At 71.8% G+C, this 14279-nt stretch carries 10 protein-coding genes; 5 read left to right on the top strand and 5 right to left on the bottom strand.

The window, feature by feature from the left end; genetic code table 11:
* Position 1 precedes the first annotated feature (1 nt).
* The 3 genes from hisG to manA form a co-directional block, all read right to left on the bottom strand.
* Complete coding sequence (gene hisG / locus BSB02_RS09040; RefSeq protein WP_084958251.1) at positions 2–847, bottom strand: ATP phosphoribosyltransferase; 846 nt, start codon at positions 845–847, stop codon at positions 2–4.
* Between the two features lie 12 nt (positions 848–859).
* Positions 860–1123 (bottom strand): phosphoribosyl-ATP diphosphatase, encoded by a 264-nt coding sequence (locus tag BSB02_RS09035; RefSeq protein WP_084958250.1) that lies wholly within the window; start codon positions 1121–1123, stop codon positions 860–862.
* A gap of 101 nt (positions 1124–1224) precedes the next feature.
* The gene (manA, locus tag BSB02_RS09030; protein ID WP_240506290.1) at positions 1225–2304 is read right to left on the bottom strand and encodes a mannose-6-phosphate isomerase, class I; all 1080 of its coding nucleotides are present in this window, start codon (positions 2302–2304) and stop codon (positions 1225–1227) included.
* A 251-nt stretch (positions 2305–2555) separates the two neighbouring features.
* On the opposite strand from manA, the gene BSB02_RS09025 reads away from it, so the two are divergent.
* From BSB02_RS09025 to BSB02_RS09010, 4 genes are all read left to right on the top strand, one after another.
* The gene (locus BSB02_RS09025; protein WP_084958249.1) at positions 2556–3563 is read left to right on the top strand and encodes a LacI family DNA-binding transcriptional regulator; all 1008 of its coding nucleotides are present in this window, start codon (positions 2556–2558) and stop codon (positions 3561–3563) included.
* A gap of 176 nt (positions 3564–3739) precedes the next feature.
* On the top strand, positions 3740–4996 hold the full coding sequence (locus BSB02_RS09020; RefSeq protein ID WP_084958248.1) for an extracellular solute-binding protein: 1257 nt from the start codon (positions 3740–3742) through the stop codon (positions 4994–4996).
* An 89-nt stretch (positions 4997–5085) separates the two neighbouring features.
* Positions 5086–6003 (top strand): carbohydrate ABC transporter permease, encoded by a 918-nt coding sequence (locus BSB02_RS09015; RefSeq protein ID WP_158088588.1) that lies wholly within the window; start codon positions 5086–5088, stop codon positions 6001–6003.
* Positions 6003–6962, top strand: coding sequence for a carbohydrate ABC transporter permease (locus BSB02_RS09010; RefSeq protein ID WP_084958246.1), 960 nt, complete (start codon positions 6003–6005; stop codon positions 6960–6962). The genes BSB02_RS09015 and BSB02_RS09010 overlap by 1 nt, the downstream gene beginning before the upstream one ends.
* Here the strand turns inward: BSB02_RS09010 and BSB02_RS09005 are convergent.
* The gene (locus BSB02_RS09005) at positions 6952–9381 is read right to left on the bottom strand and encodes a glycoside hydrolase family 2 protein (protein WP_084958245.1); all 2430 of its coding nucleotides are present in this window, start codon (positions 9379–9381) and stop codon (positions 6952–6954) included. The two genes, BSB02_RS09010 and BSB02_RS09005, sit on opposite strands and share 11 nt — an antisense overlap.
* A 166-nt stretch (positions 9382–9547) precedes the next feature.
* Between BSB02_RS09005 and BSB02_RS09000 the strand changes: the two genes are divergently transcribed.
* A complete protein-coding gene (locus tag BSB02_RS09000) occupies positions 9548–12064 on the top strand; it encodes a glycoside hydrolase family 9 protein (RefSeq protein ID WP_084958244.1) in 2517 nt (838 codons plus the stop codon).
* Between the two features lie 81 nt (positions 12065–12145).
* Here the strand turns inward: BSB02_RS09000 and BSB02_RS08995 are convergent, their stop codons facing one another.
* A complete protein-coding gene (locus BSB02_RS08995; RefSeq protein ID WP_084958405.1) occupies positions 12146–14266 on the bottom strand; it encodes a DEAD/DEAH box helicase in 2121 nt (706 codons plus the stop codon).
* Positions 14267–14279 lie beyond the last annotated feature (13 nt).

Raw genomic sequence — 14279 nt, 5'->3', positions numbered from 1 at the left:
GTCAGAGGCGGCAGGCGTAGATGTCGGTCACCAGGATGGCCCTGGCGCCGATGTCCCACAGCTGGTCCATGACCTGCTGGTGGCCCTTCCTGCGGACCATCGCCCGCACGGCGACCCAGCCCTCGCGGTGCAGCGGCGAGACGGTCGGCCCCTCCATGCCGGGGGTGAGCGCGATGGCCTCCTCGATCCGCTCGGCGCGGATGTCGTAGTCCATCATCACGTAGTCGCGGGCGTGGATGACGCCCTGCAGGCGGCGCACCAGCTGGGTGAGCCCGTTGTGCTCGGCCGCGCCGCGCTGCTTGATCAGCACGGCCTCCGAGCGCATGATCGGCTCCCCGAAGACCTCCAGGCCGACGTTGCGCAGCGTGGTGCCCGTCTCGACGACGTCGGCCACCGCGTCGGCCACGCCGAGCCGGATGGCGGTCTCCACCGCGCCGTCGAGTTTGATGACGCGCGCGTCGACGCCCTGGTCGGCCAGGTACTTGCCGAGCAGCCCCGCATACGAGGTGGCCACCCGCAGGCCCTGCAGGTCGTGCACCGACGACAGCGAGCCGCTCTTGGCGGCCAGGCGGAAGGTGGAGGCCCCGAAGCCCAGCGGCATGATCTCCTCGGCGGGCGCGCCGGAGTCGATGAGCATGTCGCGCCCGGTGATGCCCGCGTCCAGCGTGCCCTCGCCCACGTAGACGGCGATGTCGCGCGGGCGCAGGAAGAACAGCTCGCAGCCGTTGTCGGTGTCGACGACGACGAGCTCCTTGGCGTCCTTGCGAGACCGGTAGCCGGCCTCCTTGAGCATCTGCTGGGCGGCCTCGTTGAGGGCGCCCTTGTTCGGTACGGCGAGCCGCAGCATGATCCCAACCCTCTAGAGGTGCTTGTAGACCTGGTCCAGCCCGATGCCGCGGGCGATCATCAGCACCTGCAGGTGGTAGAGCAGCTGCGAGATCTCCTCGGCGGCGCGATCGGCGGACTCGTGCTCGGCGGCCATCCACGTCTCGGCGGCCTCCTCCACGACCTTCTTGCCGATGGCATGGACGCCGGCGTCGAGCAGGGCCACGGTGCCCGAGCCCGACGGCCGGGTGCGCGCCTTGTCTGACAGCTCGGCGAACAGCTCTTCGAAGGTCTTCATGGTCTCTCTTCGGCGCTCGGCAGACGTGCGTGACCAGCCTAGTCTCTACCGGCGACGGGCCGGTGCACCGTCCAGCACGCGAGACCCGCCAAGAGCGGCCCTCAGGCGAGGTTCGGCTGGGCCCAGAAGACCGTCCCGCGGCCGTGGAGCTCGACGTCGCCCACCCGGGCCGCCACGAACGCCGACTCCCCCGCCGCCAGCCGCCGCCGGTTCGCCAGCACCTCGCCCTCGGTGCACAGCAGGATGCGCGGCAGCCCGCCGGTCAGGCGCAGCCTCGGGTTGTGGGCCCGGCCCAGCGCGAACTCGGGGGCCGGGGTGCGGTAGAGGTGACCCTCCGGCTCGACCTCGAGGGGCTGGCCGGCCGGGTCGACGACGCGCAGCAGCTCCTCCACGTCGATCGGCTTGGGGGTCAGCCCGGCGCGCAGCACGTTGTCGGAGGCGCCCATGATCTCCACGCCGAACCCGTCGACGTAGGCGTGCAGCACGCCCGCGCCCAGGAACAGCGCCTGGCCGGGCCGCAGCTCGTGGCGGCGCATCAGCAGCGGCGCGAGGACGGCCGGGTCCTCGGGGTACAGCTCGGCCAGCCGTACCACCAGGTCGTCGCCCTTGGCGGCGATCGCGGACACCAGCTCGCGCCGCCGCTCGCGCGGCCACTCCAGCAGCGCGCGCAGGGCCTGCGACGTCTGGCCGTCGCGCAGCCGGCCGATCACCGGCTCCAGCTCCGCGACGCCGAGTGCGGCGACCAGCTCGGCCGCCTCCCGCGGCGGCCGGAACCCGGCCAGCGCGGTGAACGGCGTGAGCGCGCAGACCAGCTCCGGCTTGGGGCAGGGGTCCACGTACTTCCCCCGGGCGTGCCCCTCGCGCGCCTGCTCGGCCGTGGGGTGCACCTGCAGGGACAGGGGGGCGGCCACGGCGATGAGCTTCATGAGGTACGGCAGGCGCGGCCCGAACCGCGTCAGGGTCGCCTCGCCCAGCTCACCGGCCGGGTCGGCGGCGACGACCTCGTCCAGCGTCCGCTCCGTCTCGCCGCGCCGCAGCATCGAGGGACCCGAGGGGTGCGCGCCCAGCCACATCTCCGCCTCGGGACCCGGCGACGGCGTCGGCCGCCCGGTGAGCGCGGCGATCGCGGTGCGCGACCCCCAAGCGTAGTCCTTGATGGGGTTGGTCAGGGGGTCGATCACGTTCACCGAGCCTATCTCACCGGGCCCGTCTCAACGGGCCCGCCTGTCCCGGTGAGACCGCCGTCGCCTGCGGCGGGCGGGTCGATCTCGATCTCGTGTACGGCATGGCGCAAGGCGGGGCTCCTGCTCGACCATGGTGACCTGGACGCAGGCACGCGAGCGGGTTATGAACCGGATAAGCATGCCGACCGTAAACTTCCAGGCAGCATGCTGCCAACAGGCCTGATTCGGTTCAGAAAGAGGGGTGGGCGGTGAAGAGGCCGACGATCGCCGACATCGCACGGCGGGCCGGGGTGTCCAAGGGGGCGGTCTCCTATGCCCTCAACGGCCAGCCGGGGGTGTCGGAGGCCACCCGCGCCAGGATCCAGGCGATCGCCAAGGAGATCGGCTGGCGGCCGAACCTGGCGGCCCGCTCGCTCAGCGGCGCCCGCGCCAACGCCATCGGCCTGGTGCTGTGCCGCCCGGCGCGTTTCCTCGGCGTCGAGCCGTTCTTCATGGAGCTGATCAGCGGCATCGAGGGCGAGCTGGCGGCGAGCTCGGGCGCGCTGATGCTGCAGGTCGTCGCCGACCACGAGCAGGAGATCGCGGTCTACCACCGCTGGTGGGGCGAGGGCCGGGTGGACGGCGCGATCCTGGTCGACCTGCACGCCGACGACCCGCGCGTGCCGGAGGTGGAGCGGCTGGGCATGCCTGCCGTGGCGGTCGCCCACCCGTCGGCGGCCGGGTCGCTACCGGCCGTCTGGTCCGACGACGCCGCCGCGATGCGGGAGACGGTGGAGTATCTGGCCGCGCTGGGCCACCGGCGCATCGCCCGCGTGGCGGGGCTGCCCGCGCTGGCCCACACCGCGATCAGGGACCGGGCCTTCCAGGAGGCGATGGCCGACCTGGAGCCGCAGCTCGCGCACACCGACTACACCGGCGAGGAGGGCGCCCGCGCCACGCGGCGGCTGCTCAGCTCGCGGGCGCGGCCGACGGCGATCGTCTACGACAACGACATCATGGCCGTCGCCGGGCTGTCGGTGGCCCAGGAGATGCGGCTGCGCGTGCCCGCCGACCTGTCCATCGTGGCCTGGGACGACTCGCCGCTCGCGCAGGTGGTCCGCCCGCCGCTGACCGCCCTCACCCGCGACATCCCCGCCTACGGCGAGCACGCGGCCCGCCTCCTGCTGCGGCGCATCGAGGGCGAGGAGGTCGAGGGTTTCGAGGACGCCGTGGCCAGGCTCGTCCCGCGCGGCAGCACCGCGGCCCTGGAGAGCTGAACTGCCTGGCTGAACCGATTCATGGCAGGCCGGGCGAGACCGAGCCGCCGGAAAGCCCGATGGAAACAATTCGGCAACATTAATCTCTGCATATCGTGACTTATCCGATTAAGTGGTGAGATCCAACTAAATCGGGCCACGCCCGACCCGTCACGCCCCCGACGATCGGATAGCCCATGCGACGACTCACCGCAATCGGTTGCATCGCTCTCCTGGCCGCTACCCTCACCTCCTGCGCCACCAGCGGGCAGCAGCAGACCGAGCAGGCCGACGCCAACGCCCCCGCCAGCCTGTCGTTCTGGTCGACCGGCGGCGACGACGAGACCGCGATCTTCCAGAAGGCCGCCGACCTCTACAAGCGGTCCCACCCCAACGTCACCATCAAGGTCCAGACCCTCACCTGGGACGACGCCTACGCCAAGCTGCTGGCCGCCGCCACCAGCCGCACCGGCCCCGACATCGTCTCCGGCGGCATGACCTGGATGATCCAGTTCGGCGCCCGCGGCGCCATGGTCGACCTGCGCTCCCACGGCCTGGACGCCCTTAAGGCGCAGGCGCAGCCCGCCCAGTGGGACTCGGCGATCTCCCCCGACGGCTCGGTGTACGGCGTGCCGCTCGACATGTCGACCTTCGCCCTGTACTACCGGACCGACCTGCTGGAGAAGGCCGGGCTCGGCGGGCCGCCCAAGACCTGGGAGGAGCTGACCGACGCCATCGCCAAGCTCAGGAAGGCGGGCGTGGCCAAGCCGTACAGCCAGGACTGGGGGAACCTGGACTGGATCGGCTACTTCAACTACCTGTACCAGGCGGGCGGCGGCTTCTACACCGACGACTGCAAGCCGTCCCTGAACACCCCGCAGGCCGAGCAGGCCCTGCAGTACTGGGTGGACCTGTACCGCAAGCACGGCGCGCCGACCGCCACCGTGGAGGGGGCCGAGGCGCTGGACACCGGGACCGCGCTGGTGGTGGCCGGGAGCTGGATCGCCAAGGGCATCGACACGGGCAAGCCCAACCTCAAGGGCAAGTGGGCGATGGCCACGCTGCCGGCGGGCCCGGCCGGGCCGACGACGTTCATCGGCGGGCGGGCCATCGGGGTGACGGCGTTCAGCAAGTACGCCAAGCAGGGCGCCGACTTCATCAAGTTCCTCTACGGCGACGAGGCGATCAGGGCCATGGTCGAGGAGGGCAAGAAGCGCAACCTGCCCTACATCCCGCCGCGCCCCGACAAGATCGCCGAGTCGACGTTCACGCCCGAGCAGTCGGCGGTGTTCGCCCAGTCGATCGGCTCGGGCAAGGCCGCGCCCGGCTGCCCCGGCTGGGACGAGAGCGCGCCGGACGTGAGCAAGCAGCTGCAGGCGGCGATCCTCGGCAAGGCGGACGTCAAGACCGCCCTGGCCGAGTCCGCCAAGATCATGGAACGCAACGCCGGCTGATCCGCCCGTGCCCACCCGTGCTCGGCCGGGCCGCCTCCGGCCGGGCGCCCTTTCCGACATCTGGAGCAGACATGGCATCTGGAGCAGACATGGCAAACCACGCCGTCTCCCTCCGGCGGAGCAGGCTGCGCCGCTACGGCACCTCCTACCTGATGCTGGTGCCGTTCCTGGGGCTGTTCGCCGGTTTCCTGATCTGGCCGCTGCTCAACTCGCTGTACCTGAGCTTCACCAGCTTCGACGGCATCAAGCCGCCCACGTTCACCGGCCTGGAGAACTTCCGGCGCCTGCTGGTGGAGGACGAGCGGTTCCGCCACGCCCTCGGCAACACCTCCGTCTACGTGGCGGCCTCGGTGACGCTGGGCACGCTGCTGTCACTGGGGCTGGCGCTGGCGTTCAACGGGTCGAGCTGGCCGCACCGCGTCATGCGGACGATCTTCTTCCTGCCCTCGGTCACCTCCTCCATCGCGCTCATGCTCATGTGGAAGTGGATCTTCTTCCCGAGCGACGTGGGCCTGGCCAACACCGTGCTGGACTGGTTCGGGCAGAAGGCGGTCGCCTGGCTGGCCACGCCCGGCCTGACGGTCCCGATCCTGGTGCTGATGTCGGTCTGGGGCGGCATGGGCTACGGGATGGTGCTCTACGTGGCCGGACTGGGAGCGATTCCAGAGGAGTACTACGAGGCCGCCCGCATCGACGGCGCCTCCACCTGGCAGCAGTTCCGCCGCATCACGCTGCCGCTGCTGCGGCCGGTCACCACCTACGTCGTCGTCACCGGCCTCATCGGCGCCTTCCAGGTCTTCGAGGCCGTCTACATCGTCTTCCGCGGCACCAACCAGATCGGCGGCGTCCTGGACTCCGGCCTCATGATCGTCCCCTACCTGTACGACCAGGGCTTCACCCACTTCAAGCTGGGCTATGCCTCGGCCGTCGCCTGGGTGCTGTTCCTCATCATCTTCGTGATCAGCCTGGTCAACCTGCGCCTGGGCCGCGCGACGAAGGAGCTGTGATGGCCATCGCCCCGACCACGACCCCGCCCGGCGCCGCCGCGGTCTCCCCGCGCGGCGCCGCGCGCCCGCGCTCCCGCAGGGCGCGGGTGAACCGGCACCTGCTGCGGCTGCCGTTCTACCTGCTGTCGCTGACGATGATCGTGCCGTTCTACTGGCTGCTCATCACGGTCTTCAAGCGGCCCGCCGAGCTGGCCAAGCTGCCGCCGTCGTTCGTGCCCGAGCAGCCGGTGCTGGACAACTTCTACGACCCGCTGTGGTCGCCCTCGGGGGTCAATCCCGGCCACCTGCAGGGCATCTTCCAGCGCTTCCAGGTCGACTTCGGTTTCTGGCGGTTCATGTTCAACAGCATCGTGATCACCACCGCCATCACGGTCGGCTCGCTGCTGATCTGCTCCCTGGCCGCTTATGTCATCGCCAAGCACGACGTCAAGGGCCGCAAGGTCGTCTTCGTCATGATCATCGCGTCGATGATGGTGCCCTGGCAGACCACGCTGATCCCCAACTACGTGATCATGCGGAACCTGGGCTGGCTCGACAGCTACGCCGGGTACATCGTCCCCGCCCTGGCCAAGGCCTTCGTGCTCTTCTTCCTCGTGCAGTACCTGCAGTCCATCCCCGACGAGCTCATCCAGGCCGCCCGGGTGGACGGCGCGGGCGAGTGGCGCATCTGGTGGCGGATCGTGCTGCCGCTGCTGCGCCCGGCCCTCGCCGCGATGTCGATCTTCATCGTGCTGGCCGAGTGGAACAACTTCCTGTGGCCGCTGATCATCGTGCAGAGCGACGAGATGGCCAACCTGCCGGTGGCGCTGGCCCGGCTCAACTCCTACTTCGCCGGGCCCGACCACCAGGGGGCGATCATGGCGGGCGGCCTGCTGGCCTCCCTGCCCACGATCGCCTTCTTCCTGGTCTTCCAGAAGTACTTCACCCGGGGGATCGCCCTCAGCGGCCTCAGGGGGTGACCGGCCGGGCGGCCACCACCTCGTTGACGCACCGCAGCACCGGGCCACTCGTCAGGGCCTGCCCGTCCAGGCTCCGGCGGGTGGCCACGCGGAAGGTGACGCTCTCCCCCGGCAACAGCGTGACGAGCTGGTCGTCCACCTCGGCGGCCGGGTCCAGCCGGTCGGGGAACAGCGCCAGGTCGCGCAGGATCGTCCCGGCCGTGACGGTCACGGCCACGCCGTCGCCCTCCGGCTCGGCGACCGCGATCCACTTCGGCTCGGGCAGGGCCAGGTCCTTGTCGGGCAGGAAGAACCACAGCGCCCGCTCGGCGTCCCCGGTGGTGGCCGCGACCAGCTCGCGGGCGGGGTCGCCCGGCGTCGCGACCGTCTCGGGCAGCCTCAGCCGTACGGCGGCGCGGGGCGGCACGTCCAGCTCCAAGCCGGCCGCGGCCAGCTCCCGCCCGTCCAGGCCGTGCCGTACGGCTCGCGCCCGGCCCCGCCACGGGCGGGCGGTGTCGTTGACGGCCACCAGCGCCAGGCCGTCCCCCTCCGGCTGGAGCGTCAGCAGGCGGTCGGCGAAGGCCCGGCGCAGCGCGTGCAGCAGCGGCTTGGGCCGCCCGTCGCCGTCGACCGCCGACCAGGAGGTGACCGGCCAGCAGTCGTTGAGCTGCCACACCACGGCCCCCGAGCAGTGCGGCCACAGCGACCGGAAGTGCTCCACGCCCAGCCGGATGGCCCTGGCCTGGTTGACCTGGGTGAGGTAGTGCCAGTCGTCGAAGCCGGAGGGCGGCGGGAAGTGCGCCTTCAGGCCCGCGGCGAGCTTGAGGTTGCCGTCGACGGCCTTCTGGTGGTGCAGCAGGCCGGGCGAGTCGGGCGCGAGCGGCTCGTCGGCGACGGCCCGCCGGATGGTGGCGTAGGCGGCGGGCGCCTGGAAGCCGAACTCCGACACGAAGCGCGGGCGGTACTCCCGGTAGGCGGTGTAGTCGCGCTCGTTCCACACGTCCCAGATGTGCATGGTGTGGTGGCCGGGGTCGTTGGGGTGGCGGTCCATCGAGCCGGAGTAGGGGCTGCCCGGCCAGTACGGGCGGGTGGGGTCCAGCTCGGCGACGACGCGCGGCAGCAGGTCGAGGTAGTAGCCCTCGCCCCAGCTGCGGCCCGCGAGCGGCTCGCGCCAGCCCCAGTCGAAGTAGCCCCAGATGTTCTCGTTGTTGCCGCACCACAGCACCAGGCTGGGGTGCGCGCTCAGGCGCGTGACGTGCTCACGGGCCTCGGCCTCGACCTCCTCGCGCAGCGGCGGCTCCTCGGGGTAGGCGGCGCAGGCGAAGGGGAAGTCCTGCCAGACGAGCAGGCCCAGCTCGTCGCACAGCTCGTAGAAGTCCTCGCTCTCGTACAGGCCGCCGCCCCACACGCGCACCAGGTTGACGCCCGCCCGGACGGCCTGGGCGAGCCGGGCGGCGTAGCGGGCGCGGCCGACGCGCGTGGGGAAGCAGTCGTCGGGGATCCAGTTGACGCCCTTGGCGAAGACGGGCAGGCCGTTGACCTTCAGCGTGAAGGCGCCGCCGGCGGTGTCGAGCTCGACGGTGCGAAAGCCGATGCGCCGCCGCCACCGCTCCTCGCCGAGCGTCACGACGAGCTCGTGCAGGGGCTGCTCGCCGTACCCGCGCGGGTGCCACAGCGCCGGGCCGGGCACCCGCAGTTCCAGCACCGCCGCGCTCTGCCCGGCGGGCAGCGTCGCCGAGGCCGAGACGCCGGCGACCGAGGCGTCGATCCGCAGCGGCTCGCCGGTGGCCCGCTCCACCTCCACGTGCACGCGGACCACGCCCGCGCCGTCCTCGACGGTCACGAGCGGGCGGACCGAGGCGAGCCGCGCACCGCTCCAGGAGTGCAGGCCGACGGGCCGCCAGATGCCGGAGGTGACCAGCGCCGGACCCCAGTCCCAGCCGAAGTTGCAGGCCATCTTCCTGATGAAGTTGTACGGCTCGGCGTAGGCGCCCGGGCGCGGCCCCAGCCGCTCGCGCAGCCGCTCGGCGTACTCCAGCGGCGAGGAGAACAGTACCGACAAACGGTTGCCGCCCGGGCGCAGGAGGTCGCGTACGGCGAAGCGGTAGGAGCGGTGCATGTTGGCGGTCTCGCCCAGCAGGTGGCCGTTCAGCTCGATCCTGGCGACCGTGTCGAGCCCCTCGCACACCAGGTCGACGCGGTCCTCGCCGTCGTCGTGCCAGTCGAAGCCGGTCTCGTAGCGCCAGGCGGTGCGGCCGATCCAGCCCAGCGCGGTCTCGTTGGCGTCGAGGTAGGGGTCGGGGATCAGGCCCGCGGCCAGCAGGTCGGTGTGCACGCAGCCGGGCACGGTCGCGGGGACGGACTCGGGCATCGACACGGGGACGGCCGGGCCGCCGGCGGCGCTGACCGTCCAGGCGTCATGGAGAGGGCGGAAGGGCATGGAATGATCGTAGCTCACTTAACCGTTTCATACCTTATGCAGGCGCCAGGATGAGATCAGTAAGTGAATCGGTTCAGGCAGCGGTTCATGAAAGTTTCATCGCCCTCTTGACCGCACAGCCACGCACCGTGAGGCTGGGAGCGCTCCCACCCATCGAGAGGCACCCATGACACGACACCTTGTCGCGGCCCTGGCGCTGTTAGCCGCGTTAGCCGCGTTCCCGCCGGGCGCCGCGAACGCGGCCGACGAGGGGCCGGAACAGATCGTCAACGGCTCCTTCGACGCCGGGCTCGCCCCCTGGTGGCACACCTCCAACGTCACCCCCGAGATCGTCGACGGCCGGCTGTGCGCCGACATCCCCGGCGGCACCGTCAACCCCTGGGACGTCATCATCGGCCAGAACGACCTGAAGCTGGTGGAGGGCGAGAGCTACGCCTACCGCTTCTACGCCTCCGCCGCCCCCGCCAAGGTTGCGCGTGCGCTGGTGCAGCTGCCCGTCGACCCCTGGACCCAGTACCTGTCGGCGGCGCCCGAGCTCAGCGTCTCGGGCAACTCCTACTCCTACACCTTCACCGCGCCCGCCGGCCTGCCGAACGCCCAGGTGGCCTTCCAGCTGGGCGGCAGCGCCGAACCCTGGAGGTTCTGCTTGGACGAGGTCTCGCTCAAGGGCGGCGCGCCGCCGGAGGTCTACGAGCCCGACACGGGCCCGCGCGTGCGCGTGAACATGGTGGGCTACCTGCCCGAGGGGCCGAAGAACGCCACGGTCGTCACCGACGAGGACGAGCCGCTGCCCTGGCGGCTGAGGAACGACGCGGGGCAGACGGTCGCCGAGGGCGCCACCACCCCGCGCGGCCTGGACGCCAGCTCGGGACAGAAGGTCCACACCATCGACTTCAGCTCCTACCGCGTGCGCGGCGAGGGCTACACGCTCACCGCCGACGGCGAGACCAGCCGCCCGTTCGACATCGCGCCCGACCTGTACGACGAGATGCGCGTGGACGCGCTGAAGTTCTACTACACCCAGCGCAGCGGCATCGAGATCCTCGACTCGCTGCGCCCCGGGTACGGCAGGCCCGCCGGGCACGTGCAGCAGGCGCCCAACCAGGGCGACAAGCAGGTCCCCTGCCAGGCGGGGGTGTGCGACTACACCCTGGACGTCTCCGGCGGCTGGTACGACGCGGGCGACCACGGCAAGTACGTCGTCAACGGCGGCATCTCGGTGCACCAGCTGATGTCGGCCTACGAGCGGGACAAGACCGCCTTCCCGGACGGGCAGCTGGCCATCCCGGAAAGCGGCAACGGCGTGCCGGACATCCTGGACGAGGCGCGCTGGGAGATGGAGTTCCTGCTCAAGATGCAGCGGCCGGACGGCATGGCGCACCACAAGATCCACGACGCGCAGTGGACGGGACTGCCGCTGCTGCCGCACCTGGACCCGCAGAAGCGTGAGCTGCACCCGGTGAGCACCGCGGCCACGCTCAACCTGGCGGCCACCGCCGCGCAGGCGGCCCGCCTGTTCGCGCCGTATGACAAGGAGTTCGCCGAGCGCAACCAGCAGGCGGCGGTCAAGGCGTGGGCCGCGGCGGTGAAGAACCCCGAGGTCTACGCCGACCCCAACGACGGCACCGGCGGCGGCGCCTACCCCGACAACGACGTGACCGACGAGTTCTACTGGGCCGCGGCCGAGCTGTACATCACCACCGGCGACAAGCAGTTCCGCGACCACGTGCTCGCCTCTAAGCACCACACCGGCGACATCTGGCGCGAGCGCGGCTTCGACTGGGGCAACACCGCCCAGCTGGGCCGCCTGGAGCTGGCCACCGTGCCCAACAAGCTCCCGGACCGGGAGCGCGTGCGGGCCTCGGTGCTGGAAGGGGCCGACAAGTACCTCAAGACCATGAGGGAGCACCCGTACGGCCTGCCGTACAACCCGCCGGACTTCGACTGGGGGTCCAACAACCTGGTGCTCAACAACATGGTCGTCATGGCCGTCGCGTTCGACATCAGCGGCGAGGAGAAGTACCGCGCGGGCGTGCGCGAGGCGATGGACTACATCCTGGGACGCAACGCGCTCAACCAGTCCTACGTCACCGGCTACGGCGAGGTGGCCTCCAAGAACCAGCACAGCCGCTGGTACGCGCGCCAGCTCGACCCGAGCCTGCCCAACCCGCCGCACGGCACGCTCGCCGGAGGGCCGAACTCCAGCATCCAGGACCCGCTGGCCCAGCGGCTGCTGCGCGGGTGCAAGCCGCAGTTCTGCTACATCGACCACATCGAGTCGTGGTCGACCAACGAGCTGACCATCAACTGGAACTCGCCGCTGGCGTGGATCTCCTCGTTCCTCGCCGACCGGCGCCCGGCGGCCTCCTGCCGGGTGTCCTACACCACGCACGGCAGCTGGTCCGACGGCTTCAACGCCCAGGTGACGATCACGAACACCGGGGAGAAGGCCGTCGACGGGTGGACGCTGCGGTGGTGGTTCCTCGGCGGGCAGAACGTGCGGCGCGCGTGGAACGCGACGGTGCGGCAGGAGGGTTCGGTGGTGACCGCCAAGAGCCTGCCGTGGAACGCGAAGATCGCGCCCGGCCGGTCGGTGACGCTGGGCTTCCTCGGGGCCGCCGCGCCCGGGCCCAACCCGGCTCCGGAGGTGTTCGTCCTCAACGGAGGCGTCTGCGGGAGGTGAGAACGGCGCTGCCCGCCGTACCCCGGTCTTGCGGGTACGGCGGGCAGCTCACGGGCAGGTGCGGGCTTGCCGTGGAGGCGGTCAGCGCTCGGTGCGAGGGGAGCGCTCGCCGTCCCGGACGGCCCGGTCGAAGCGGCGGCCTTCGGCGGAGAAGGGACGGCCTTCTGCGGAGAAAGGCCGGCCGCGGTCGGACCGGTAACCGCCTCGGGGGCGGTCCTCGCCCCGCGGGTCGGGCCGGTAACCGGCGCGGTGGTCGCCTCGGGGGCGCTCGCCGTCGGAGCGGCGCCCGCCCCAGCGGTCGTCCCCGCGGTGACCGTTCCACGAGCGGTCCTCGCCTCGGCGGCCGTTCCAGGGCCGGTCATCGCCGCGGCGTCCGCCCCACGGGCGCTCGTCGGCGCCGCGGTGGCCGCCCGGTGAGCGGTCCTCGCCACCCCGGTGGCCGTTCCACGGACGGTCCTCGCGGGAAAACCGGCGGCGGTCGTCGGACCGGCCGCCGTTCCCGCGGTCGTCGCCGTAGGCGCGGCCCCGGGGCGCCCGGCCCTCGCCGAAGGCGCGCGGCTCCCAGGCGTTGTCGCGGCCCGAGGAGTTGTCGCGGTCTCGCGAGCCGCGGCCGTCCTCGGCGCGACCGCTCCAGGGACGGTCACCGTCGTGGCGGCGGCGGAAGCGGTCGCCCTCGTGGGCGCGGCCGACGTGGTCGCCGCCCTCCCGGGCTCGCGAGAAGCGCTCCCCGCCCTCACGATGACGCGCCTCGAACGGCCGGTCACCCTCCTGACGCGAACCGTCGAACGACCGCACGCGCTCCTGGCGGTCACCGCCGAACGGGCGGTCACCCTCGTGACGCGACCCGCCGTGGGACCGCTCGCCGTACGGCCGGGCGGCGCCCTCGCGGCGGCGGCCGTCGAAGCCGGGGCGGCGGCCGCGGCGCGGGCCGCGGTCGGAGTCGCCCTCGCCGCGCCCGCGCAGCGGCTTGCGCACGTCCGGCTCCCACACCGGGATCGACTCGCCGCTCGGCGTCCGGGCCCCGGTGACCTCGGCCACCCGCGGATGGCCCGGCGCGGCCTTCAGCTTGAACGGATGGATCCCCGCCCGCCGGGTGAGCGCGTCGGTCGAGCGCCGCTCGTTGGGCAGCACGAGCGTGACGACCGTGCCCTTCTCCCCCGCGCGTGCCGTACGGCCGCCGCGGTGCAGGTAGCTCTTGTGGTCCTGCGGCGGGTCGACGTGCAGCACCAGGCTGATGTTGTCGACGTGGATGCCGCGGGCCGCCACGTCGGTGCACACCAGGACGTTGATCTCGCCCTCGCGGAACTCCGACAGGATGCGCGTGCGCTGGTTCTGCCGCTTGCCGCCGTGCAGGCCGCCCGCCCTGACGCCGACGCGGGCCAGCTGCTTGCACAGCCGGTCGACGCCGTGCTGGGTGCGGACGAAGATGATCGTGCGGCCCTCGCGGTTGGCGATCTCGGCGGCCACGTCGAACTTCTCCTCGCGCGTCACCTGGAGCAGGTGGTGCTCCATAGTGTCGACGGGCGAGGTGGCCGGGGCCACCGAGTGGGTGACCGGGTCCTTCAGGAAGCGCTGGACGAGCTTGTCGACGTCGCCGTCGAGGGTGGCCGAGAACAGCAGGCGCTGCCCGCCGGCCGGGGTCTGGGCCAGCAGGTCGCACACCACGGGGAAGAAGCCCAGGTCGCACATGTGGTCGGCCTCGTCAAGGACGCTGACCTCGATGTCGGCCAGCGAGCACTCGCCCTGCCGGATGAGGTCGCCCAGGCGGCCGGGGGTGGCCACGACGACGTCGACGCCGCGGCGCAGCGCCTCGATCTGCTTGCCCATGGACATGCCGCCCACGACGACCTTCATGCGCAGCCCGAGGCCCCGGCCCAGCGGCTCCAGGGCGTCGTGGACCTGCAGGGCCAGCTCGCGGGTGGGCACCAGGATCATGGCGCGGGGACGGCCGGGGGCCGGGCGGGTGCCGGCGATACGGGCCATGGTCGGCAGGCCGAAGGCCAGCGTCTTGCCCGAGCCGGTCTGGCCGCGGCCCAGCACGTCGTGCCCGGCCAGCACGTCGGGGATGGTGGCGCTCTGGATGGGGAAGGGGGTCTCGATGCCCTGCCGGGCCAGGCCGGATACGAGCGGCCTGGGCAGGCCCAGCAGCTCGAACTCCGAGACGGTCTCCTCGAGGGTCTCGGGCAGGACAGCGTCAAGCATGGTCACGAACTCG

The sequence above is a fragment of the Thermoactinospora rubra genome (genome assembly GCF_002093975.1).
Lineage (GTDB): Bacteria > Actinomycetota > Actinomycetes > Streptosporangiales > Streptosporangiaceae > Nonomuraea > Nonomuraea rubra_A.
Note: the sequence above shows the minus strand (reverse complement) of the source record. Positions and strands in the feature narration are given on the sequence as shown.

Excerpts from the sequence above, each read along its gene's own strand:
- BSB02_RS09000 (WP_084958244.1), top strand. The coding sequence starts at position 9,548 with ATGACACGACACCTTGTCGCGGCCCTGGCGCTGTTAGCCGCGTTAGCC.
- BSB02_RS08995 (WP_084958405.1), bottom strand. The coding sequence starts at position 14,266 with ATGCTTGACGCTGTCCTGCCCGAGACCCTCGAGGAGACCGTCTCGGAG.
- BSB02_RS09005 (WP_084958245.1), bottom strand. The coding sequence starts at position 9,381 with ATGCCCTTCCGCCCTCTCCATGACGCCTGGACGGTCAGCGCCGCCGGC.
- BSB02_RS09015 (WP_158088588.1), top strand. The coding sequence starts at position 5,086 with ATGGCAAACCACGCCGTCTCCCTCCGGCGGAGCAGGCTGCGCCGCTAC.
- BSB02_RS09010 (WP_084958246.1), top strand. The coding sequence starts at position 6,003 with ATGGCCATCGCCCCGACCACGACCCCGCCCGGCGCCGCCGCGGTCTCC.
- hisG (WP_084958251.1), bottom strand. The coding sequence starts at position 847 with ATGCTGCGGCTCGCCGTACCGAACAAGGGCGCCCTCAACGAGGCCGCC.
- BSB02_RS09035 (WP_084958250.1), bottom strand. The coding sequence starts at position 1,123 with ATGAAGACCTTCGAAGAGCTGTTCGCCGAGCTGTCAGACAAGGCGCGC.
- BSB02_RS09020 (WP_084958248.1), top strand. The coding sequence starts at position 3,740 with ATGCGACGACTCACCGCAATCGGTTGCATCGCTCTCCTGGCCGCTACC.